The organism is Xenorhabdus aichiensis, from assembly GCF_028598775.1.
Lineage (GTDB): Bacteria > Pseudomonadota > Gammaproteobacteria > Enterobacterales > Enterobacteriaceae > Xenorhabdus > Xenorhabdus bovienii.
Map to the genome: position 1 here is coordinate 1 of NZ_JAQRFO010000055.1, position 21,124 is coordinate 21,124.

19 protein-coding genes, 1 tRNA gene and 2 pseudogenes are annotated in these 21,124 nt (G+C 45.1%); 15 read left to right on the plus strand and 7 right to left on the minus strand.

Annotation, left to right across the window (positions count from 1 at the left end):
* From PSI22_RS18085 to PSI22_RS18100, 4 genes and pseudogenes are all read left to right on the plus strand, one after another.
* Positions 1-589 (plus strand): annotated as a pseudogene (locus tag PSI22_RS18085) (hypothetical protein); the annotation flags it as partial.
* 65 nt (positions 590-654) lie between these two features.
* The gene (locus PSI22_RS18090; protein WP_273580951.1) at positions 655-924 is read left to right on the plus strand and encodes a type VI secretion system PAAR protein; all 270 of its coding nucleotides are present in this window, start codon (positions 655-657) and stop codon (positions 922-924) included.
* A 291-nt stretch (positions 925-1,215) separates the two neighbouring features.
* Positions 1,216-1,440 (plus strand): ASCH domain-containing protein, encoded by a 225-nt coding sequence (locus PSI22_RS18095; protein ID WP_273580952.1) that lies wholly within the window; start codon positions 1,216-1,218, stop codon positions 1,438-1,440.
* Positions 1,441-1,794: 354 nt separating this feature from the next.
* Entirely contained in the window at positions 1,795-2,250 is a 456-nt protein-coding gene (locus PSI22_RS18100) for a YaiI/YqxD family protein (RefSeq protein ID WP_273580953.1), read from the plus strand.
* Positions 2,251-2,321: 71 nt separating this feature from the next.
* On the opposite strand, the pseudogene PSI22_RS18105 reads toward PSI22_RS18100, so the two are convergent.
* Positions 2,322-2,459: pseudogene (locus PSI22_RS18105) on the minus strand (ribbon-helix-helix domain-containing protein); the annotation flags it as partial.
* Between the two features lie 210 nt (positions 2,460-2,669).
* On the opposite strand from PSI22_RS18105, the gene PSI22_RS18110 reads away from it, so the two are divergent.
* The 6 genes from PSI22_RS18110 to PSI22_RS18135 all read left to right on the plus strand — a co-directional run bounded on the left by PSI22_RS18110 (position 2,670) and on the right by PSI22_RS18135 (position 8,494).
* Positions 2,670-3,146, plus strand: a complete 477-nt coding sequence (locus PSI22_RS18110) for a hypothetical protein (RefSeq protein WP_273580954.1) — start codon at positions 2,670-2,672, stop codon at positions 3,144-3,146.
* Positions 3,147-3,696: 550 nt separating this feature from the next.
* Positions 3,697-5,106 (plus strand): PTS trehalose transporter subunit IIBC, encoded by a 1,410-nt coding sequence (treB, locus tag PSI22_RS18115; RefSeq protein ID WP_273580955.1) that lies wholly within the window; start codon positions 3,697-3,699, stop codon positions 5,104-5,106.
* An 18-nt stretch (positions 5,107-5,124) separates the two neighbouring features.
* The gene (treC, locus tag PSI22_RS18120; RefSeq protein WP_273580956.1) at positions 5,125-6,789 is read left to right on the plus strand and encodes an alpha,alpha-phosphotrehalase; all 1,665 of its coding nucleotides are present in this window, start codon (positions 5,125-5,127) and stop codon (positions 6,787-6,789) included.
* Between the two features lie 215 nt (positions 6,790-7,004).
* On the plus strand, positions 7,005-7,502 hold the full coding sequence (locus PSI22_RS18125; protein WP_273580957.1) for a hypothetical protein: 498 nt from the start codon (positions 7,005-7,007) through the stop codon (positions 7,500-7,502).
* A complete protein-coding gene (locus PSI22_RS18130; RefSeq protein ID WP_273580958.1) occupies positions 7,503-7,829 on the plus strand; it encodes a lysozyme inhibitor LprI family protein in 327 nt (108 codons plus the stop codon). It abuts the gene before it with no gap.
* A gap of 335 nt (positions 7,830-8,164) precedes the next feature.
* A complete protein-coding gene (locus PSI22_RS18135; RefSeq protein ID WP_273580959.1) occupies positions 8,165-8,494 on the plus strand; it encodes a PI-PLC domain-containing protein in 330 nt (109 codons plus the stop codon).
* Between the two features lie 101 nt (positions 8,495-8,595).
* Here PSI22_RS18135 and PSI22_RS18140 read toward each other — a convergent pair.
* Positions 8,596-8,690, minus strand: a tRNA-Sec gene (locus tag PSI22_RS18140).
* 217 nt (positions 8,691-8,907) lie between these two features.
* Here PSI22_RS18140 and prlC point away from each other — a divergent pair.
* Both prlC and rsmJ read left to right on the plus strand, forming a co-directional pair.
* Positions 8,908-10,950: an oligopeptidase A gene (prlC, locus tag PSI22_RS18145; protein WP_273580960.1), complete on the plus strand. Its 2,043-nt coding sequence runs from the start codon at positions 8,908-8,910 to the stop codon at positions 10,948-10,950.
* A 6-nt stretch (positions 10,951-10,956) separates the two neighbouring features.
* On the plus strand, positions 10,957-11,700 hold the full coding sequence (gene rsmJ, locus PSI22_RS18150) for a 16S rRNA (guanine(1516)-N(2))-methyltransferase RsmJ (protein ID WP_273580961.1): 744 nt from the start codon (positions 10,957-10,959) through the stop codon (positions 11,698-11,700).
* An 82-nt stretch (positions 11,701-11,782) separates the two neighbouring features.
* Here rsmJ and gdhA read toward each other — a convergent pair whose 3' ends face one another.
* Together gdhA and uspA are read right to left on the minus strand one after the other, a co-directional pair.
* Positions 11,783-13,126, minus strand: a complete 1,344-nt coding sequence (gene gdhA / locus PSI22_RS18155; protein ID WP_038207348.1) for an NADP-specific glutamate dehydrogenase — start codon at positions 13,124-13,126, stop codon at positions 11,783-11,785.
* Positions 13,127-13,383: 257 nt separating this feature from the next.
* A complete protein-coding gene (uspA, locus tag PSI22_RS18160) occupies positions 13,384-13,815 on the minus strand; it encodes a universal stress protein UspA (RefSeq protein ID WP_273580962.1) in 432 nt (143 codons plus the stop codon).
* 194 nt (positions 13,816-14,009) lie between these two features.
* Between uspA and uspB the strand changes: the two genes are divergently transcribed.
* Positions 14,010-14,339 carry a universal stress protein UspB gene (gene uspB, locus PSI22_RS18165; protein WP_273580963.1) on the plus strand — a complete coding sequence of 110 codons (330 nt, stop codon included), beginning with the start codon at positions 14,010-14,012 and terminating at the stop codon, positions 14,337-14,339.
* Positions 14,340-14,421: 82 nt separating this feature from the next.
* Here uspB and pitA read toward each other — a convergent pair whose 3' ends face one another.
* Positions 14,422-15,912: an inorganic phosphate transporter PitA gene (gene pitA, locus PSI22_RS18170; RefSeq protein WP_273580964.1), complete on the minus strand. Its 1,491-nt coding sequence runs from the start codon at positions 15,910-15,912 to the stop codon at positions 14,422-14,424.
* A gap of 300 nt (positions 15,913-16,212) precedes the next feature.
* Between pitA and PSI22_RS18175 the strand changes: the two genes are divergently transcribed.
* Both PSI22_RS18175 and PSI22_RS18180 read left to right on the plus strand, forming a co-directional pair.
* On the plus strand, positions 16,213-17,415 hold the full coding sequence (locus PSI22_RS18175; protein ID WP_273580965.1) for a BaiN/RdsA family NAD(P)/FAD-dependent oxidoreductase: 1,203 nt from the start codon (positions 16,213-16,215) through the stop codon (positions 17,413-17,415).
* Positions 17,416-17,899: 484 nt separating this feature from the next.
* Complete coding sequence (locus PSI22_RS18180) at positions 17,900-18,742, plus strand: aspartyl protease family protein (RefSeq protein WP_273580966.1); 843 nt, start codon at positions 17,900-17,902, stop codon at positions 18,740-18,742.
* A gap of 375 nt (positions 18,743-19,117) precedes the next feature.
* Here the strand turns inward: PSI22_RS18180 and PSI22_RS18185 are convergent, their stop codons facing one another.
* Together PSI22_RS18185 and PSI22_RS18190 are read right to left on the minus strand one after the other, a co-directional pair.
* A complete protein-coding gene (locus PSI22_RS18185; protein ID WP_273580967.1) occupies positions 19,118-20,659 on the minus strand; it encodes an NAD(P)/FAD-dependent oxidoreductase in 1,542 nt (513 codons plus the stop codon).
* A gap of 25 nt (positions 20,660-20,684) precedes the next feature.
* A complete protein-coding gene (locus PSI22_RS18190) occupies positions 20,685-21,083 on the minus strand; it encodes a DUF805 domain-containing protein (RefSeq protein ID WP_273580968.1) in 399 nt (132 codons plus the stop codon).
* Positions 21,084-21,124: the final 41 nt, after the last annotated feature.

Below are 21,124 nucleotides of genomic sequence, written 5' to 3' on the forward strand. Positions count from 1 at the left end.
CTCACCTAATGATAATATAAATCATAACAAATCCCCTACCTCCCTTGAAATAAAAACAGAAAATGAAATATGGGGGAAAATATTAGGCAGAGGGCAGATCCATCATGATAATGAAAGATATTATTATAAATACACTCAACATTTTAACATAATAAATGATTATCCTGTATGGAACTGGGTAAATTCAGCTCCATTCTCAAAAGAGAAAAAAACGATAGCTTCCTTACCTCAAAAATATCAAATATTACTTGAGTCTGCCTATAGAGAATTTTGGGCTTTACTTAATTCAAAGGATCTATCTACTCTAAAAAAACTTCATACGGAAATGTTAGAGGAATCAGTTAGAGCTAATGGAGGTACTGTAGAATCATACTTTTCCTCTTTGGGATTAAAAAATACTATAAATGATGAAAAATTAGAATTGTTACCATTGAATTTTAACGAAACTGAAATAGAGATTACATTAGATGGAAGGGTTGTGTATATGAACCCTACACCGATCAGATATTTAAATAAAGAAAAAAATACAACTCGATTCATATCTCCAAAATTCCGTTTTGACGGTGAGAAATTCATTGTGACACGCTAATAAGATACGGGGGAAGCAGATATGATAGATGTGCTTCCCCTTCAACAGAAACGGAGAAAAGCAACATGGGAAATGCAGTCAAAATAGGTGATATCGGCACAGAGCATGGCGATTGCCCAGCAACACCCGTCATTACCGGTGCCAGCAGTGTCAAAATCGATGGTGTTTATCTGGCACGACAGGGAGATACACTGGCTCCACACTCGTCCCATTCACGGGCAATAGCGGGTGGCTCCGGTTCAGTTTTTATAGAAGGAAAGCCGGCCGCCAGAACCGGTGATGCCGTTGACTGCGGTGGTGTCGTTATTGGCGGTGGTAGCGTAAATATTGGTTGAGGATATAAATATGATTATTGGAAAAATCTTTACCTACAGCTCTTATTTATCGATTATTAACGGTAAGGCCGTGATCGCAAGATAATTCCCTTTGTTGGCTAATCAGATATTGTTGTTTAAAAATCTGATTAGCCAACTAATAAATATCCCTAATAGCGCAAAGAAATAAAATGAATAAACATTTAAAAAACAATACCAAAAAATAAGAAAAAGTCGGCGAACAACGAACTTATCTTGTGATACTACTTCTGGTAAATTAACTCCTTCGGTTAACTTACATACAGGAAATTTATGCTCCCCCTAAAGCAGCTACATCAAAAATATCCATCAGCTTCTAGTTGGTCATTTGGTGATTCACCTGAATTAGCTGATGAGCTGGCAAGAAAAGAGGGTGAAGGCGATCTGAGTCTTTCGTACTGGAGGAAAGAGCATCAAAATTTTTTCGAGAGAGAAGGCACCTATTCCGAAAACATGGAGCTGGTCTTTGAAGAGTTTGAACTCATAGAAACCGAGTGAGCGTCACGGTCACTTGTATTTAACCTATATTGGGCGTGAATTCAATTCATAAGACTAAACGTTTTTATCTAATTGTTTTTCATTATTTTTTAAAGTAAAGTTCATCTTATTACTTTAACTACCTTCATGAACCTGTGTTAAGTAGCCTCGATGTAGCAGTTTTCTCGCATTTCGTACAGGCTTGGTTCATGCACCAAGAAAAGCCATCTAATATTTCATGAACGCAATCTCACTTATTGAGTTGAGTATGATTTTTAGCTTATTAAATAGGCTGAAATGAGGAAAGAAACTCATAATGAATAGTTTGATTATTTTAAAGATCGTGGAAATATCCTAGATATAGAGGAATCTGTTATGCCTATATGGGTAGATGCTGATGCATGTCCTAAAGTTATAAAAGAAGTATTATATCGTGCAGCAGAACGTGAAAAAGTACAGGTTACATTCGTGGCAAATCAACGATTAAGTGTACCTGCATCCGCTTTTTTACGTACATTACAAGTCCCTGCTGGGTTTGATGTCGCTGATAATGAAATTGTTCGTCGCTCAGAAATCGGTGATTTAGTGATTACAGCAGATATTCCTCTTGCTGCTGAAGTGATCGAAAAAGGTGCAATAGCACTCAATCCGCGCGGTGAACGTTATAGTGAAGCGACAATACGTGAACGCCTGACTATGCGTGATTTTATGGATACGATGCGGGCGAGTGGGATCCATACGGGAGGGCCTGCTACGTTAAACCAACGTGATCGCCAGCAGTTCGCAAATGAACTAGATAAGTGGTTATTACAACAAAAAAAAGTATCTTGAAAGGAAATGTGGCTATACCGGCAATCAACGCACTGGCTGTTGTCGGCCCCACTCCCTTGAGTTTCATGATATGCACGATCCCGCGCCATCAGTACCCGCAATCCATCACGAATCACTTCGCTTTCGCTCGCGTGCTCACCAGTGCGTACCTTGGACTTCACCACGTCCGCTATGTCGTTGGGTAGGGTAATACTCATTTGCTGAGTCATTCCCACGATTGGTTCCTCTTATTACTAATAGGGTTCAATCCTACTCTGCTAATTTATAATGAGCAGCAGTCCAGCATTATCGATTATATTGCATTTGCGAGTGATGTTTTAATGTCCGTAACCATCTTTTCGATATAAATTAGGAGAATGTGAATGAACAAGCTGATTCTTCCCCCTGATATGTTGTTGAAAGAAGGACAAACTATTTCGTTGACCCAAGTAGACTTAACCAAAGAAGATTCATCTCTACTGGAGTTACTACAACAGCAAACTGAAGCCGAGGACAGTCTCGCGCAACGAGCCGGACCAAGTTGGTATCGCTCTAATTTAGGCCCCAAACCAACTCAAGGCGGAGTGTATATTTCTGGTGCAACCCTGGCTCCCTTAAGCGGACAGACGCCTTCAGGAGGAATTGTGAGCACCATTCTGTGTAACTATAGCCGACTCAATTGGGCTGGCTGGCAAAATCAAATCACGCTGCGTCTTTTCATCACCACCCCGAATAGTTCTGCTGCATGGGAAGCATTTCTGGATGTAGCCAGCGACTCGGCCACTGTCAATACTGCAGGATCGAATATTCCAGCAGACTGCAGGATTACCCTGCAAATGAAAGTCGGAAATATCACGGGCGGGTTGTATCAGCCGCCGTACATTTCGACCTATGACTGCACGGTAAGCTACAACTAACACGAACTATTAAAAACGCGCCTTTGGTTATGTGCCAAAGGCACGTTTCTGAATGGGGTTGCCTCAGAAGACAGAATTTAGGAGTCTGAAGCCCAATCATACGGAAACGCCCCCTATTCGGTAATAAAATCCCTTACTTATAAAGTATTAACGATAAGGTGATTATCCTAAATTAGCTAATCAAAGAACGTCAATATTACCTCTCTTTGGTTAGATAATTATTTTTTCCTTTTATCTCATTCCCTTTATTTATTAAAAATAAAAAATAAACCAACAAAACTCATATCCAAAATCTATTAGTTTCCAAAGAAATTAAATCCCATTAAATAATCAATAAAACAAATATAAAAAGCCTTTTAGTTTCAAACCAATAGAATAAAATGTGATCCAAAACTCAAACAAAACATCTTTTCATATTCAAAAACCTGAAATCTGACTAGGATAAATCAGCCATTACTTCAGTCTTTGAATTATCTCATCACGAGAGTAATCATTCTGTTAATAGCAAAACTCAGTTACTTATTACTCCTGCCATACTAAGGAGAAAGGCATGAAGAAAAATCAAGTAAACCAGAAGGATCTTGAAAAACTTATTACTTTGATTGGTGGAAAAGAGAATATTGCTTCTGTCAGCCATTGTATTACCCGACTCAGATTCGTTCTCTATTCACCAGAAAATGCCAATGCCAAGGCCATCGAAGAGCTATCCATGGTAAAAGGGTGTTTTACCAATGCCGGGCAATTTCAGGTGGTTATTGGAACGAATGTAGACATTTATTATAAAGCCCTGCTTGAAAATACGGGGAAACAATCCGTCAATAAAGAAGAGGTTAAACAGGCAGCCCGACAAAATATGAAATGGTATGAAAATGCAATTTCACATTTTGCTGAGATCTTTTTCCCTCTGTTGCCAGCCTTAATCAGTGGCGGGTTAATATTAGGCTTCCGTAACATCATTGGGGACATCCCTTTCAGTGAAGGCAAAACACTCGCCCAGCTATATCCTATCTGGCAAACCATCCATAATTTTCTCTGGTTGATCGGTGAAGCCATATTCTTCTACCTCCCTGTCGGTATCTGCTGGTCTGCCGTTAAAAAAATGGGCGGAACCCCAGTATTAGGTATTGTTTTGGGCATTACGCTGGTTTCACCACAGTTGATGAATGCTTACCTGCTTGGGCAGCAAGCACCGGAAGTCTGGGATTTCGGCTGGTTTACCATTTCCAAAGTCGGCTATCAGGCACAAGTCATTCCTTCTCTATTGGCAGGTTTAACGTTGGGATGGATTGAAACTCGGCTGAAAAAATGGGTGCCGGATTATCTTTATCTGGTCATTGTCCCCGTTGTTTCTCTACTGCTGGCGGTCTTCCTTGCCCATACGCTGATCGGCCCGATGGGGCGCGCAATCGGTGATGGGGTCGCTTGGGTCGTCAAGGGCCTGATGACCGGAAGTTTCGCGCCTATCGGTGCTGCCTTGTTCGGCTTTTTCTACGCACCTCTGGTCATTACGGGCGTACACCAAACCACATTGGCAATCGATCTACAAATGATCCAGAGCACGGGCGGAACCCCTATCTGGCCTATCATTGCGTTATCCAATATCGCCCAAGGCTCTGCCGTTGCCGGCATTATCTGGGCAAGTAAAAATCAGAAAGAACGCGAGGTTTCGATTCCAGCAGCCATTTCAGCCTATCTCGGCGTTACCGAACCTGCCATGTATGGTATCAACCTGAAATACCGTTATCCGATGTTCTGCGCGATGATTGGAGCAGGTCTGGCTGGGCTGGTATGTGGCCTTAATCATGTGATTGCCAATGGCATCGGTGTTGGCGGGCTCCCGGGTATTCTCTCTATCAAACCGCAGTTCTGGATGGTCTACCTTATTGCCATGATCATCGCCATTGTCGTGCCTATGCTGCTTACCGTACTGGCCTATCGCAGAAATGAGCTAACGAATTAATTCCTTAGAGATATTTTTATGACTGAACAGCAACCTTGGTGGTTAGATAGCGTTATCTACCAGATTTATCCGAAAAGTTTTCAGGACAGTACCGGAAGCGGTACAGGTGATATCAATGGGATCACCCAACGGCTGGATTATCTACAGCACCTCGGTGTTGAGGCTATCTGGATCACGCCGTTTTATCCGTCTCCACAAGTTGATAATGGCTATGATGTTGCCGATTACTGCGCCATTAATCCCGATTATGGCTCAATAGAAGACTTTGACAATTTAGTGGAGAATGCCCATCGCCGTGGCATCCGCATTATTTTGGATATGGTCTTTAACCACACTTCAACCGAACATCCGTGGTTTCAGGCTGCACAGGATATCAATAGCCCTTATCGCCAGTTTTATATCTGGCGCGAAGGCTCCAGCGATTCCCTGCCCAATAACTGGAAATCCAAGTTTGGCGGGAATGCGTGGCAGTGGCATGCTGAAAGCCAGCAATATTACCTCCATCTGTTTGCGGTAAAACAGGCTGATTTGAACTGGGAACATGAGCCCGTCCGCGCCGAGCTGAAAAAAATCTGTGAGTTCTGGGCAGACCGTGGTGTTGATGGCTTGCGGTTGGATGTGGTTAATCTCGTCTCAAAACAGCAGGATTATCCGAGTGACGATCACGGAGATGGCCGCCGTTTCTATACCGATGGCCCGCGTATCCATGAATTTCTGCAAGAAATGAGCCGTGATGTGTTCCAGCCCAAGTGCTTGATGACCGTGGGTGAGATGTCTTCCACAGCGCTTGAGCACTGCCTCCGTTACAGCGCTTTGGATAGCAGTACGCTGTCCATGACGTTTAATTTTCATCATTTGAAAGTCGATTATCCTAACGGTGAAAAATGGACTCTCGCCAAGCCTGACTATATTGCCTTGAAAAAGATTTTCTCAACTTGGCAGCAAGGTATGCATCAAAAAGCATGGAACGCGCTTTTCTGGTGCAATCATGATCAGCCTCGCATAGTTTCCCGATTTGGGGATGAACACCAGCACCACAGGACGTCAGCCAAAATGCTGGCAATGGTGCTGCACGGTATGCAGGGTACGCCGTATATCTATCAAGGCGAAGAGTTGGGCATGACGAATCCCCACTTTGAGCGTATCGAAGAGTATCGGGATATTGAAAGCCTGAATATGTATCAGGAACGCATTGAGCAAGACATGGCACCAGAGGAGATACTGGCAATTCTGGCGCAGAAATCCCGCGATAACGGCCGGACCCCGATGCAGTGGGACGGTTCAGCCAGTGCCGGCTTTACCTCTGGCACACCGTGGATAGCACCTTGCGATAATTATCCAGAGCTCAATGCCGAAGCTGCATTGCAGGATAAAGATTCCGTCTTCTATTGCTACCACGAATTAATTAAGTTGCGGAAACAACAACCCGTACTGACCTACGGTGATTATCTGGATCTGTTACCCGACCATCCTTCGCTTTGGTGTTATCTGCGTCGCTGGCAGAATCAGGTCATGTTAGTTATCGCGAATTTAAGTGATGAAAATCAGCGATGGTCTCCAGAATCTTCTCTCACAGATAAAGAATGGCAGGTATTAATAAGTAATTATCCATCGCCTTCCTCAATGGAAAAAGAGATGTCCATTAAACCTTATGAATCAATATATTTGATAGCTGATCAATAATTTTATTTATTCATTATTAATCCACTAAAAATAAAACCTCGTCCGAATAGGACGAGGTAAATTCACATCATTATTCATTGCAATATTGCCCAAAAGGCTCTGTTAATATTTAATTAATTACACGCATGAGAATTCTCTGGAAAAAATTCAGGCAATGGCACGGCTACAAAACCTGTGCCATACTTTTCTAATCTCAAACTGGGAGGTAATATGCTATGCCTTACTTAAAATGTTTGAATTATTTTGGTGCCGGTTGCCTTCTCTTTTCCGCATTCGTACAAGCACAATCGCCATCGCCATCGCCATCGCCATCGTCCCAATTGTCTGCAAGCCAACAAAAATACCTGCAACAGCAAATAGATAAACAAATGACAGATAAATCAGCGGCCAAAGAGGTAGAAGACTGGTCAGATACCAAAAAAGTAGCCGAGTTTATTTGCAGGCCTTTAGCGCTCTCTGTTATTCAACGGGAGCACAAAGAGGCTGACAAAGTGTTTCTTGGTGATGAATCACCAAACAGTATAAGGTTGATTGATTCCCGGCTCATAGGTACGGGGATGTATCGCAACGGCATTGGCTGGAAAAATATTAGATTCTCCTGCGAACTGGACTCTAAAACAGGCAAAGCGCGGTCATTCAAACTGTTAAAAGCATTGCCACCGCAATTACAGACTGGGCCAGGGCCTGTGATCCTTCCTAAAAAAGGGCAGTAGATGAGATATACATTACTTATGCTGCTTATTCTGTCTCCCCTTAGTCTGGCCGCCAGTTTTGATTGTGCAAAAGCCAAAATGCCAGATGAGCAAGCAATCTGCACTGATCATCGGCTTAATGATCTGGATATAGAAATGAGCGTCAAATATCACTTTTTACGAGGGTTATTTGCTATGGGCATATCGGGTGAAATGCATGGCAGCCAACAGACTTGGCTGAAGCAACGCCAGAAATGCAAAGGCGATAAAACATGCCTGCTACAAAGTTATCACCAGCGTATTAACCAACTCGATACAGTTTATAACTCAATCCAGAAACCGATATAGTTATCCTCTTCGCCTTTCAAGTTGCAGCTTTGTTGGCTGCAACTTGAAATCTATTAGATATAAACTCATCCTGCCATTTATCCAATCAGGCCAATGAAAATAAATATATAAATATATAAAACTATCTTATCACACCCAGAATCACCCTATTTATAGTAATTATCAGAACACTAACGATATAAAAATAAAGAAAACAACACAAGAAAAAAACAATATAACTAAATACATTAACCAACAAGGGCACTCGTTCAGCTGTGTTATTCGTCATAAAAAATTCTGATGTCTCATTGGGTGAAAGATACGGAAAAGGATTTTTCTATCTTAACGATTTTAATATGTATAACCGTTACTCTAATACGGAAAATTTATTTAATATGGGTTCAGATCAATTCAAGAAGATGCACAAATATGCTCCCTCTCATTATTTCCTGTTATCATGGACGCTAACTCAAAGTAGTATACAAGCAATAACCTGTGCCACAACAGTAAGTGACAGTATTAAAGAATTAGCAAATCAGGCAAATGATGCTTTAGTCGATTATCTTTATCCTCGTATTACAAAAACGGTGTATCCCAACATTGTCTATATCGATAACGTATTAGATACAACTGCTGCAACATTGGCACTCGCCATTAATTGGACAGTGCTTTCTTATAAAAAATAATTATCCAATAGATTTCAAGTTACTGTGCAGCAGCCAATGAACGTAGTCAACCTGCCCGATGTTCATTTTCGCTGAAGTAAAAGACAGTAATAGACAAAAAGTGGCGGAAGATCACAGGAGTTGAACCTGCCGGGAGCCGCTGGCGGCCCCATCTGGATTTGAAGCCCAGCCGCCCCACCGGGGACGATGATCTTCCATAAAGAAAACAATGAGGAGTAAGGATTATAGCGCGTCCCACGAAACATCTAAACTCATTCGTCATCTCACAGATCTCTGATATAAAAAGACCCCAATTATCAGCATAAAAGTGCGGCATCAGCATTGAACTCGCTGTATCTTATCCCCATCTATCGTCAACAACCCATTGGGATATAGCAGTTTATATACCCAAACATACAACTAAGGCGCTCACTATGACTAACCCGTTACTGACTCCTTCTGTATTGCCTAAATTCGCTGCCATTGAACCAAAACATGTCGTGCCAGCCGTGAAAGAGACGTTAGCCAACTACCGTCAAGTGATTGAGAAAGTTCTGGCCGGAAATGTCACGTTTACTTGGGATAATCTGTGCCAGCCAATTTCCGAAGCGAAAGATAATCTTTCCCGCGTGTGGTCTCCTGTCGATCATCTCAATGCGGTCAAAAATAGCCCAGAACTTCGCGAAGCCTATGAAAAAAGCCTGCCCCTGATTTCTGAGTTCGAAACTTGGATGGGGCAGCACGAAGGGTTATATCAAGCTTATAAGGCTCTGAAAGAGAGTGAAGCCTTTAAAGCACTATCTCAGCCACAGCGTAAAGCTATCGAAAATACGCTGCGTGATTTTGAATTGTCTGGCATTGGTCTGCCGAAGGAAAAACAGAAACGCTACGGTGAGATCTCTGCCCGTTTATCTGAGCTTGGCTCTCAGTTCGGCAATAATTTGCTGGATGCCACGATGGGATGGACCAAGCTGATCACTGATGAATGCGATCTGGAGGGTATGCCTGACAGTGCCAAAGCCGCAGCCAAGGCCGCAGCCGAAGCCAAAGGGTTAGAGGGCTGGTTGCTGACACTGAATGGCCCAAGCTATCTGCCGGTCATGACCTATGCCGATGACAGTGAACTGCGCCAAGAAATGTATTACGCCTATACGACCCGCGCTTCTGATCAAGGGCCAAATGCCGGTCAGTGGGATAACAGTGCCGTCATGACGGAAATTCTCGCACTGCGCCATGAGCTCGCACTATTGCTGGGTTTCAAAAACTATGCTGAAAACTCTCTAGCCACCAAAATGGCTAAAACACCTAAGCAAGTACTCGATTTCCTGAACGATCTGGCCAACCGCGCCCACGGTCAAGGCGAAAGAGAACTGGAAGAACTCACCGATTTTGCCGAATCACACTATTGGGTCGATGAACTGGAAGCGTGGGATCTGGCCTATTACAGTGAAAAACAGAAACAACATGATTTCTCTATCAGCGATGAGCAACTTCGCCCTTATTTCCCTGAACAGCGTGCCATTGAAGGTCTGTTTGAAGTTATACGCCGCATTTATGCGATTACCGCTAAAGAGCGCCGCGATGTAGAAACATGGCATCCTGATGTTCGTTTCTTTGAACTGTATGATGAAAAACAGACATTGCTCGGTAGTTTCTATCTGGATCTCTATGCCCGTGAACATAAGCGTGGTGGCGCATGGATGAACAGTTATGTCGGCAGAATGCGTCATACTTCCGGCGAATTACAGACGCCTGTCGCTTATCTGACCTGTAACTTCAATAAGCCAGTTGGCGATCAGCCTGCACTGTTCACTCACAATGAAGTGACAACGCTGTTCCATGAATTTGGTCATGGCCTGCACCATATGCTGACCCAGGTTGAAACGTTAGATGTTGCGGGTATCAACGGTGTACCGTGGGATGCCGTTGAAATGCCAAGCCAGTTTATGGAGAACTGGTGCTGGGAGCCAGAAGCACTGGCGTTTATCTCCGGCCACTATGAAACGAAAGAACCTCTGCCGAAAGAGATGTTGGATAATATGCTGGCCGCCAAGAATTATCAGGCAGCGATGGCAATTCTACGCCAGTTGGAATTCGGTCTGTTTGATTTCCGCCTGCACGTTGAATATGACCCGGCAAAAGGTGCACAAATCCTGCCAATCTTGCAGTCAGTGAAAAAACAGGTTGCTGTTGTGCCATCACCGGAATGGGGACGCTTCCCCCACACCTTCAGCCATATTTTTAACGGTGGCTATGCGGCGGGTTATTATAGCTATATGTGGGCCGATGTTCTGGCTGCGGACGCTTATTCCCGCTTTGCCGAAGAGGGAATTTTCAATCGCACAACCGGGCAGTCTTTCCTCGATAATATCCTGACTCGTGGCGGTTCAGAAGACCCAATGACGCTGTTTGTCCGCTTCCGTGGTCGCGAGCCGAAACTGGATGCAATGCTGAAAAGCTCTGGCATCAGTGGATAATAACCTGTGAAAATTTGTTTAATCTGTGAACAAGGCGCTGATAACAGCGCCTTATCTCAATTGGCTGAACGCTGGAATCTGGTTCACGATGAAGATTCAGTCATGGCACTGGTCTTGACACCTGAACGGCTGGAACTGCGCAAACTCGATGAGCCAAAGCTGGGCGGTATTTATGTCGATTTTGTTGCCGGCACGATGGCACATCGCCGCCGTTTTGGGGGTGGCCGTGGTGAGGCCGTCGCCAAGGCTGTCGGCATCAAGAAAGGTTATCTGCCCACAGTTGTCGATGCTACCGCTGGCTTGGGGCGCGATGCCTTTGTGCTGGCGTCCATCGGTTGTCATGTCAGAATGCTGGAACGCCATCCGGTGGTAGCAGCACTGCTGGATGACGGCTTACAGCGCGGCTATCAGAATGAAGAGATTGGTAGCTGGCTGAAAGAACGTATGACGCTGATCCACACCTCAAGTATTACGGCCTTGACGGATATTACGCCACCACCTGATGTCGTTTATCTTGATCCCATGTATCCCCATCGGCAAAAAAGCGCGCTGGTCAAAAAAGAGATGCGCGTTTTCCAATCATTAGTGGGCGCCGATGAAGACGCAGACGGTTTACTGGCACCCGCCCGTGTGCTGGCAAAACGGCGGGTTGTGGTAAAACGGCCTGATTATGCGGAACCGCTGGCAGGGGTTAAGGCTTCCGCAGCAATTACGACCAAAAATCATCGTTTCGATATCTATCCTTGTTAATCGATACGGCTACGATTAAAAAAACAAGCCCCGTGTTTGTACATGGGGCTTATCCGCCAAAACGTCATTGATTACATGAGAATTACAAAATCCCCTGCGACAGCATCGCATCCGCCACTTTGACAAAGCCAGCGATGTTCGCGCCCTGTACGTAGTTGGTCTGCTTGCCTTCCCCGCCATATTCTACGCAGGCATGGTGGATATCGAGCATAATGTGGTGTAAGCGCACATCAACTTTCTCTGCTTTCCAACTCAGACGAGCTGCGTTCTGAGCCATTTCAAGACCGGACGTTGCAACACCTCCCGCATTGGCTGCTTTGCCCGGTGCAAACAAGACGCCTGCTTCAAGGAAAGCGTCAGTGGCAGAAATGGTCGCAGGCATGTTCGCCCCTTCCGCGACGACTTTCACGCCGTTTTTGATCAGCGTCTTCGCCGCATCCAGATCCAATTCATTCTGGGTAGCGCAAGGCAATGCGATATCGACAGGTATTGACCACGGATCCTGGCCTTTCAGGAAGGTTAATCCGCGCTCTTTGGCATACTCTTCCACACGGCCGTAGCGTTGATTTTTAATCTCTTCGAGATGAGCCAGTTTCTCCGGCGTGAAGCCTTCTTCATCCAGCACAGTGCCGCCTGAATCCGATACTGTGACGACTTTCGCCCCCAGTTCCATACATTTTTCGATGGTATATTGGGCAACATTCCCCGCGCCAGAGACCGATACCCGCATCCCTTCCAGCCCCATGCCGTGGCGTTTGAGCATCTCATGGGTGAAATAAACCAGACCGTAGCCCGTGGCTTCAGGACGGATCAGGCTGCCACCAAAAGAGAGTTCTTTACCGGTGAAAACACATGCCGTATTGTTGGACAGTTTTTTCATCATACCGGCCATAAAGGCCACCTCTCGGCCTCCCACGCCAATATCTCCGGCAGGAACATCGGTATCTGGCCCCAGATGGCGATAAAGTTCTGTCATCAATGCCTGACAGAAACGCATCACTTCCCCGTGGCTTTTACCTTTGGGATCGAAATCAGAACCCCCTTTTGCGCCGCCCATAGGCAGTGTCGTCAGCGCATTTTTCAAGGTCTGTTCAAAACCAAGGAATTTCAGGATAGAAAGGTTAACAGAAGGGTGAAAACGCATCCCTCCCTTAAATGGCCCAATGGCAGAATTGAACTGTACCCGCCATGCACGGTTGACCTGTACTTTACCCTGATCATCAACCCAGCAGACACGGAACTGAATAACTCTTTCCGGTTCTATCAGACGTTCCAATAGGCTTTGCTCACGATATTGCGGATTTTGTTGAAGAAAAGGCCAGAGCGATGTCAACACTTCCCGCACTGCCTGCAAATATTCCGGTTGATGTGGGTTGTGAGACTGAATCGAATCAAGAAATGAGACCAAAGAGGGTGAAATATTCATTTAGGGCTTCCTTTTGTCATTCAGAGGTGATGTCCCCCAGCCATTTTCCATATTATTTTTTTGTCGAAAATGTGAGGTAATTGTGGTTTGCTTTCTGAATATACCACTTTCTTACGCTTCAATTTCAACAACTATTTTTATAAGTTTCCTTAAAAATAGTTTTGACAATTTCCAAAACAGTTTCACCATCTTTTCTTCAGACAAAAAAATCGCCTGCATAAGCCGGCGATTTTATAGAATAAAATTTCAACCGTAGATTATTCTTCATCACGCAAAGGCACGATCAGCATATCAACATGAACGGTGTTAATGAGCTGACGGGCTGACGACATCAACTTGCTCCAAAAATCCTGATGATGACCACACACGACCAAATCCATATCATATTGCTTGATAGCATCAACAAGAACCTGCCCTAAGTCACCGCAACCACTCAATGTCTCCTGAATCTCATAGCCTGCACCGGCAGACAGATCTTTCAGAGCATTGCGGGTTTCATCCGCGATACGCTGCTGCATATCGCCAAGATTCACATCAATCAGACCGGTATAAAGATCGGAGTAGTTAACATCAACATGGATCAAGGAAACTTTGGCATTGTACGGTTTCGCCATTGAAACAGCTTTTTCTACCAAAATCTGACTTTCTGGAGATAAATCAACCGCAACAAGAATATGTTTGTAAGCCATAAGTGAACTCCTTCCATAATGCTGATTAAATGGATTGGCAACACTAAAACGCCACGATTTGATGTTTATACTATAACTGCTCAATATATCTTTTTAGTGTTGTTTTGATCACAACTTATCATTTTATTTTCTTAACTATATGAAAATATGGATATCTCATTTGAACATTACAACAAGATTAAGGGAGGGAAAGTATGTTCAGTATTATTACATTCTTCTGGGCAGTTAGCCTTGTCTGTATTGTTAACGTGACCCGCTGCTTATCTTCGCTCCGCGTGTTGCTGTCAATCTTGCGCCAATCAGATCCGATGCTATATCAATCTGTTGATGGCAATGGTTTTTTTACAACCCATGGTCAATTCAATAAACATATTCGGTTGGTGCGCTATATCAATTCACAAGGTTATCTCACCCATCACGACGCCAATGTCATCTTTATCTGCGAACGGTTACGGAAGCAATTTATATTGACAGGAGTGTTATGTGGAGCCGTTGTGCTATGCCTGATAACCATGGCAATTTGAAGTGGGCCTGAAAGTCACAAGAAGGGAATAAAAAGGGTTAGCTTACGGGAATACTGCCGCTAACCCTTTTTCTAAAACATCATTAGATCAGTTGCAGGGCAATCCAATACAAAAGGCCTGATAATCCAATTGAAATAGGTAATGTCAATACCCACGCCAGCATGATGCTCTTAATGGTCTTGCTTTGAACACCACCACCATCAACCAGCATCGTACCTGCCACCGCAGAAGAGAGTACCTGTGTCGTGGACACCGGCATCCCCGTATAACTGGCAACCCCGATGGAAACGGCAGCCGTGACCTGAGCAGAAACACCTTGAGCATAGGTCATGCCTTTTTTGCCAATTTTTTCACCGATGGTAACAGCAACACGTTTCCAGCCTACCATTGTGCCCAGGGACAGAGCGAGTGCCACAGCAATGATGATCCACATCGGGGCATATTCAACGGTATTCAGCAAATCCTTGCGTAATTTATTCAGGAAACGGGCATCTTCAAGACTGGTTTCAGGCAGTTTAGCCACAGCGCTTGCCGTATCAGCAGCGCACATCAACATACGGCGCATATTGTTACGTTGGTCTGGGGTCAACTCACTGAAGTTCTGAATACTTCCCAGCATCACAGCAGCCGTATTCAGCACATCCTGCGCTTGTGAGCTGTCACAATGGAGCATCTTCTCCGCCGAATCTTCTACCGAAGACGCTGCCGGAGCCTGCTCAATAGCATGGGAAAGTGCCGGGCCGTGCTGCACATAATACTTTTGCAAAGAGGCAACTGCATCATGGGTACGGGTAATGTCGTAGCTCGTTGAGTTCATATTGACCACGAAGCCGGCAGGCGCGACACCTATCAGCACAAGCATGATCAAGCCGATACCCTTCTGCCCGTCATTTGCACCGTGGGAGAAACTAACCCCTACAGCAGAAAGAATCAGCGCAGTCCGTGTCCAGAATGGGGGTTTACGTTTACCATCCTGTTTTTCACGTTCAGCAGGCGTCATATGGATACGACGACGTTTTTTAGTACCATTCCAGTAACGGCGCAGTAAAAATACCATCGCTCCAGCGATCGCCAAACCAACGATAGGAGACAGGATCAAGGACATGAAAATCTGTATCATCTTGGCGATATTCAGCGCATCAACTACCGAAGAATCGGTCACAATCGCATTGGTCAGACCGATGCCGATAATGGAACCAATCAACGTATGGGAGCTGGATGCCGGAATGCCGAAATACCATGTGCCCAAATTCCAGATAATTGCCGCCAGCAGCATGGAGAAAACCATCGCCAAGCCGTGAGTAGAACTGACATTTAACAGAAGATCTGTAGGCAATAGATGCACAATCGCATAAGCGACACTTAACCCACCAAGGAGAACACCCAAAAAGTTAAAAACCCCTGCCATGACAACGGCAAACTGCGAACGCATCGCGCGGGTATAAATAACAGTTGCTACTGCATTTGCGGTATCATGAAACCCATTGATGGCTTCATAGAAAAGCACAAACAACAGAGCAAGTACTAACATTAGGCTGGTATAAAAATCCAGGCCAGTAAACAGATGTAGCATAAACGTTAAGCCAGTTAGTAGGACATGAACGCGGCGCATTATCAGTGACAAACGCGAGCGGGAAAAGAGAAATATGACCTTTTTTTGATTTAATGACAATGAAATGACAGTCAACCTGTTATTTTTATCAATTATATCAAATTGTTATTCAAATTTAATATTTTGATATTTTTTTAACGAAAAATAACTTTTTACGATAAAAAGTTAAACCAAATATATCTTTTTCTCCGTAGTTCGCGGACAGTTCCCCACGATAAAGTACATTTCCTGCAAAATAACTCGGCTAAAAGAGACAAACGAATGGAAAAATTTGATGTAGTGATTATTGGTGCTGGCGCGGCCGGTTTGTTTTGTGCGGCTCAGGCAGGGCAAGGAGGGTTAAACGTTCTGGTTCTGGATAACGGCAAAAAAGCAGGTCGCAAAATTTTGATGTCCGGTGGCGGACGCTGTAATTTCACCAATATGTACACTGAACCTGCCGCGTATCTTTCTGCCAATCCACATTTTTGTAAGTCAGCACTTGCTCGCTATACCCAATGGGATTTTATTGGCCTCGTTCAACGATATGGGATCGCCTATCACGAGAAAGCCTTAGGTCAACTTTTCTGTGATGACTCTGCTCAACAGATTATCGACCTGCTTTTAAAAGAGTGTGAGACAGGTCAGGTGACTGTCCGGTTACGTAGCGAAGTGACACAAGTCGAAAAAGACGAACAGGATTTTGTGATTACGACGGCAGGGAAAAAAGTAAGCACACACTCACTTGTTGTAGCCTCTGGTGGCCTGTCCATGCCTGGATTGGGTGCGTCTCCTTTAGGTTATCGCATTGCGGAACAATTCGGCCTCAATATCTTACCTACCCATGCAGCACTGGTCCCTTTTACCCTGCATAAACCGTTATTGGAACAACTACAAACACTCTCCGGTGTTGCGGTTCCTTCAATTGTTACCGCGAAGGACGGCACGGTATTCAGAGAAAATATCCTGTTTACTCATCGCGGACTTTCTGGCCCCGCTATTTTGCAGATTTCCAGTTATTGGCAACCCGGTGAGTATGTGAGTATTAACTTACTCCCTGATATGGATCTGGATGCGTTTTTGGATAAAGAGCGGGAATCCCATCCTAATCAAAGTTTAAAGAACACATTGGCTAAATTGCTGCCTAAACGTTTGGTGGAGTGTTTGCAGTCTCTTGAGCAATTGCCGGATGTTTCCCTAAAGCAGCTCAATCCTGCTCAGAAAAAGGAACTGATCGCTACCCTGCAATGCTGGCAGGTACAGCCGAATGGTACTGAGGGATATCGTACAGCGGAAGTGACGATGGGTGGCGTGGATACGAATGAGCTGTCATCAAAGACGATGGAGTCTCATAAGGTGAAGGGACTGTATTTTATTGGTGAGGTTGTCGATGTGACCGGCTGGCTGGGGGGATATAACTTCCAATGGGCATGGAGTTCCGCATGGGCTTGTGCGCAGGCGCTGGTTGTTGTGGAGAGACAATAAAGTTTATTACCACGGGGAGTTAGCGTAGAAAATATACCGTTGCACGTTTGTAACTCTGGAAATCAAAAAGATACTGGTTGTATGTACTACGTATGCAGCCAGTATCTTTTTGTACTCAGAAGGAAGACAGCATGGCAAAACTCATTCAATCAGCCGATGTCTATCGAGACTCTGATATATCGTTCACACCCGGTGGTGAAGTAGTCATTGTCCGAATTTAGGCTCTTTACCCACGCTCTACGATAAAGGCGGTCATTTTGTTTTTATCGTCAATTCTTGGTTCTATGATCTAAAAGCCGTCTATAAGAAAAAAGATCTAAGCTCATACTCACATGCTTTACATGTCGATTATATCTAAAATCAATCAATTATAAGTAATTTCAAAATAAACAGCATTGTAGTCTAAGCCTTTCATCGCTATGTTTTAATATGGGAAACGAGTTAGCACTAAATATTATCCACTGACCTTAACGGATCGCTGAATATGAATAGAGTCCTGAATGTATGCGTGACGCTGTGTCTTACAGTGATTCCAGTTGAAGCAGTAAAGGCAGATATTACTGCGCCGATTGTTTACCTTGAGCATATAACTCCTTCTGTTTCGCTCAATATCAATGGTAAAGAAGTTAATAAGCTTTCAATTGATACTGGGGCATCCGGTGCCTTTTATCTCCCTCGAACCGTCTTTGATTCGATTTTTCCAGAGCTAAACCATCGCACAACAACCGTGCAAAATTCCATTGATGTTTTTGGAGTTGAGAAGTCTGCTGTAACGGCAAGAGCAGCCAATATTACTGTTAATGGTGAGCGCCTTTCAGATGTTAACGTTGAGATTTTCAAAACGTGGGGTAACGGCATGTTAGACGACAACGGACAACTTATCATAGATGGAGTGTTAGGGCTGGGTGTCGCCAAAAACAAAACGCTTATTATCAACTACGCTTCAAAGGTGCTGACGATAACCGACCATCTTAAAGCGCTTCCTGATGGCTACCGCTGGCAATCTATCCCGTTTACCCGTACAAGGAACGGGATAGAAATCAGTGTGTCATCTGGTAATGAGAAGATACGTCGTATGGTTATTGATACTGGCGCAAGCCATACAATGCTTTTCACTCGCTCAAAGGAGGGGTGTGCTAAGTTATCGCAGCACTGCCCGAAGAAAGCCATTGTGACGCCTGACGGCGTTAAGCTCTCTGCGTTTATCTTTCAGATTCCAGATGAACGGATAGATTTTGATGGCCTGTTAGGCGATGACTTTCTTTCAAACAGAGTTCTTATCATATCGAATGATCGATTGTTAATTAGCTTGCCTAATAACAGTTAAGGATGATAATAAATTCTTTCACAAAGAAACTATTTTTCATCGTAAAAACGTCTGGATTGGTTAGGTACTGGCAACCTCTTGGTGTTGTGATGCTCAATTACGAACTAGCAAAACAAGTATCATGAACCCCTACCATTGAGGTGAGATTTTTTCCGCCTTTTTTGTATCTAGGGGTTGCCTCAGAAAACGGGAAAAATAGTACTAATCGTACTATAAGGGCTTTCCCGGATGGTCAACACCTGTTTGTTATTTTCCTGCTGGCTCAGCGCAGTCGATTTCGTCGAGTGAAACTGGCATTTATTGTCTCTGCACAGAGCCATCGAAACTCTCAATTTACGAATAACTTATTGTTCTCGGCTAATGGAAACCCGCCACTCAGAACGAAACCATATCTGCCGGATTCACTGTGTTTATCACTCCTAGAGCGCCTTTAATCAATGGGATAGCCACCGGAGAGAAATGGGAACCCAGCGGAATACTCGAGTGTTCGATGCGGGTAAGCATGGTAAAGTCGTGATTGCGTTCGGTGAGATCGTCGCTGATGGCTTTGCCAATACGAACCGTCTGCGCCACTCCATGACCGCTCCAGCCATGCACCATATACACAGGGACGCTGTCACCACTTTTACGGGCATCGGTGGCACCGTTCAGGGTCAGATCGCTGATCCCGCCCCACGAGTATTCCAATTCGGGTTTTTCCAGATGTGGGAACACCGTTCTGATACGCTCAAGCAAATAGTTGTTCACATCACGCGATGACCAGGAGTTGCCGGTGCCCTGCCCACCAAACAGCAGGCGGTTGTCGCGCACCTCGCGGTAATAGTCTATCTGTAACTGTGTATCGTAGACTGGCAGACCTGACGGGATCAGTTCTTTGATATCCACCGGCAACGGCGGAGTTACTGCCACATAGGTGAAAAAAGGCACGGTAGTGGAAGGGCCGGAGATAAATTCCCCGGTGGAGCCATGCACTCCCAGTACCACGGCTTTACTCGCCCTGATAACTCCCCGTTCAGTTTCTATGACCGCGCTGCTGGCATCCTGCCTGATGCCCTTCACTTTCGTGCTGTCATAGACTCGTCCACCCAGTCTGGCAAAGCCATAAATTAGGCCTCGCAACAGCGCCAGAGGCTGAACCTGTCCACCGATGCTGTCGATATTGGCACCATGATAGATACTCGAACGCACATACTCTTCCTGCAATTCGTGTGGCCCAATAACCTTCACCGCCGTATCACCCAACTGGCGCCGGGCATCGGCATTAGCCACCAATGGCCCCATATGACCCGGGTGTATCGCTGCTGTAATATGACCATATTTGCGATCACATTCAAAACCGTAACGCTCGCGGAGTTCATCCACAAGATTCATCGCTTCAACCGATACAAAACGCCATAAACGTTTGGCCTCATCGGGTGAAAATTTTTCCAGAATAGTTTCAGCTTCCCAGCGAGCAATTCCGGGAGTCATCTGCCCTCCATTACGGCCAGAGGCTCCCGAGCCAATGTTATCCTTTTCAACCAGAATTACATCCACGCCCGCTTCTGCAAGATGCAGCGCAGTGGAAGCCCCCAGCAACCCGCCGCCGACGACCACAACCTCACAATTCTGGTCTCTGGGAAAACTTCCAAAAGCCGGCCAATCAGTCAGGGAGGCCTCATAGTAGTTGGCTGGCATGGCTTTGGCAGCCACGTCTCTATGCCAGTTCCAAATGCGCGGATCCAACCCCAACCGGCTGGTTCTGTACTGTGCATCCTGCAACAGCATCGGCCGGAGTTGGTCAATATTGACAGCCGAAGCATCGGCCGCAGTTAAGGTCCGGGCGAGCAGAGAGGTGGTGGGAAGTAGAGATGAAAGTGCTCCTGCCCCTGCGAGGATCGCGGCAGTAGAGATAAAATCTCTTCTGTTCATTGCCATTTCAGCACTCCTTTATGACCGGAAATTACCCGTTAGCCTGGCCCGGGGTATTTCCCTGTGAGTAAACCCGGTTCTCTGAACTGTATTTATTGCTGCCTGCCTGCCCTTTCAGAGCGGCGAGGATCAGTAAGATAACAGTGCCGACAAACGGGATAAGATGTAACAGTAGCCACCAGGCACTACCGTTGATATCGTGCAGGCGACGGGCATTTACCGCCAGCGCCGGCAAAAATGTGAGCAGCAAATAGATAGCGCTGAACCACCCCATATAAATTTCGGGATTAGCAACAGCAAACAACCTTTCCAGGAAAGAAATGATGAGAACAGCCAGGATCTGAAACAGAACGAAATACCAGAACTCCTTACGCTGAGCTCGCCCCCTGAAGCAGGTATAGTTCTTTAATACATTTAAATACCAGTGCATTGTTGTCCTCTCTTGTGAACCAGCGGGTTCCTCCCTGCCGC

What these genes read in the sequence shown, in the direction of transcription:
- prlC (WP_273580960.1), top strand. Translation starts at nt 8,908, where the DNA reads ATGACTAACCCGTTACTGACTCCTTCTGTATTGCCTAAATTCGCTGCC.
- PSI22_RS18185 (WP_273580967.1), bottom strand. Translation starts at nt 20,659, where the DNA reads ATGGCAATGAACAGAAGAGATTTTATCTCTACTGCCGCGATCCTCGCA.
- PSI22_RS18180 (WP_273580966.1), top strand. Translation starts at nt 17,900, where the DNA reads ATGAATAGAGTCCTGAATGTATGCGTGACGCTGTGTCTTACAGTGATT.
- PSI22_RS18125 (WP_273580957.1), top strand. Translation starts at nt 7,005, where the DNA reads ATGCCTTACTTAAAATGTTTGAATTATTTTGGTGCCGGTTGCCTTCTC.
- treB (WP_273580955.1), top strand. Translation starts at nt 3,697, where the DNA reads ATGAAGAAAAATCAAGTAAACCAGAAGGATCTTGAAAAACTTATTACT.
- PSI22_RS18090 (WP_273580951.1), top strand. Translation starts at nt 655, where the DNA reads ATGGGAAATGCAGTCAAAATAGGTGATATCGGCACAGAGCATGGCGAT.
- PSI22_RS18130 (WP_273580958.1), top strand. Translation starts at nt 7,503, where the DNA reads ATGAGATATACATTACTTATGCTGCTTATTCTGTCTCCCCTTAGTCTG.
- uspA (WP_273580962.1), bottom strand. Translation starts at nt 13,815, where the DNA reads ATGGCTTACAAACATATTCTTGTTGCGGTTGATTTATCTCCAGAAAGT.
- PSI22_RS18135 (WP_273580959.1), top strand. Translation starts at nt 8,165, where the DNA reads ATGTATAACCGTTACTCTAATACGGAAAATTTATTTAATATGGGTTCA.
- PSI22_RS18095 (WP_273580952.1), top strand. Translation starts at nt 1,216, where the DNA reads ATGCTCCCCCTAAAGCAGCTACATCAAAAATATCCATCAGCTTCTAGT.
- PSI22_RS18100 (WP_273580953.1), top strand. Translation starts at nt 1,795, where the DNA reads ATGCCTATATGGGTAGATGCTGATGCATGTCCTAAAGTTATAAAAGAA.
- pitA (WP_273580964.1), bottom strand. Translation starts at nt 15,912, where the DNA reads ATGCTACATCTGTTTACTGGCCTGGATTTTTATACCAGCCTAATGTTA.
- gdhA (WP_038207348.1), bottom strand. Translation starts at nt 13,126, where the DNA reads ATGAATATTTCACCCTCTTTGGTCTCATTTCTTGATTCGATTCAGTCT.
- treC (WP_273580956.1), top strand. Translation starts at nt 5,125, where the DNA reads ATGACTGAACAGCAACCTTGGTGGTTAGATAGCGTTATCTACCAGATT.
- uspB (WP_273580963.1), top strand. Translation starts at nt 14,010, where the DNA reads ATGTTCAGTATTATTACATTCTTCTGGGCAGTTAGCCTTGTCTGTATT.
- PSI22_RS18175 (WP_273580965.1), top strand. Translation starts at nt 16,213, where the DNA reads ATGGAAAAATTTGATGTAGTGATTATTGGTGCTGGCGCGGCCGGTTTG.
- PSI22_RS18190 (WP_273580968.1), bottom strand. Translation starts at nt 21,083, where the DNA reads ATGCACTGGTATTTAAATGTATTAAAGAACTATACCTGCTTCAGGGGG.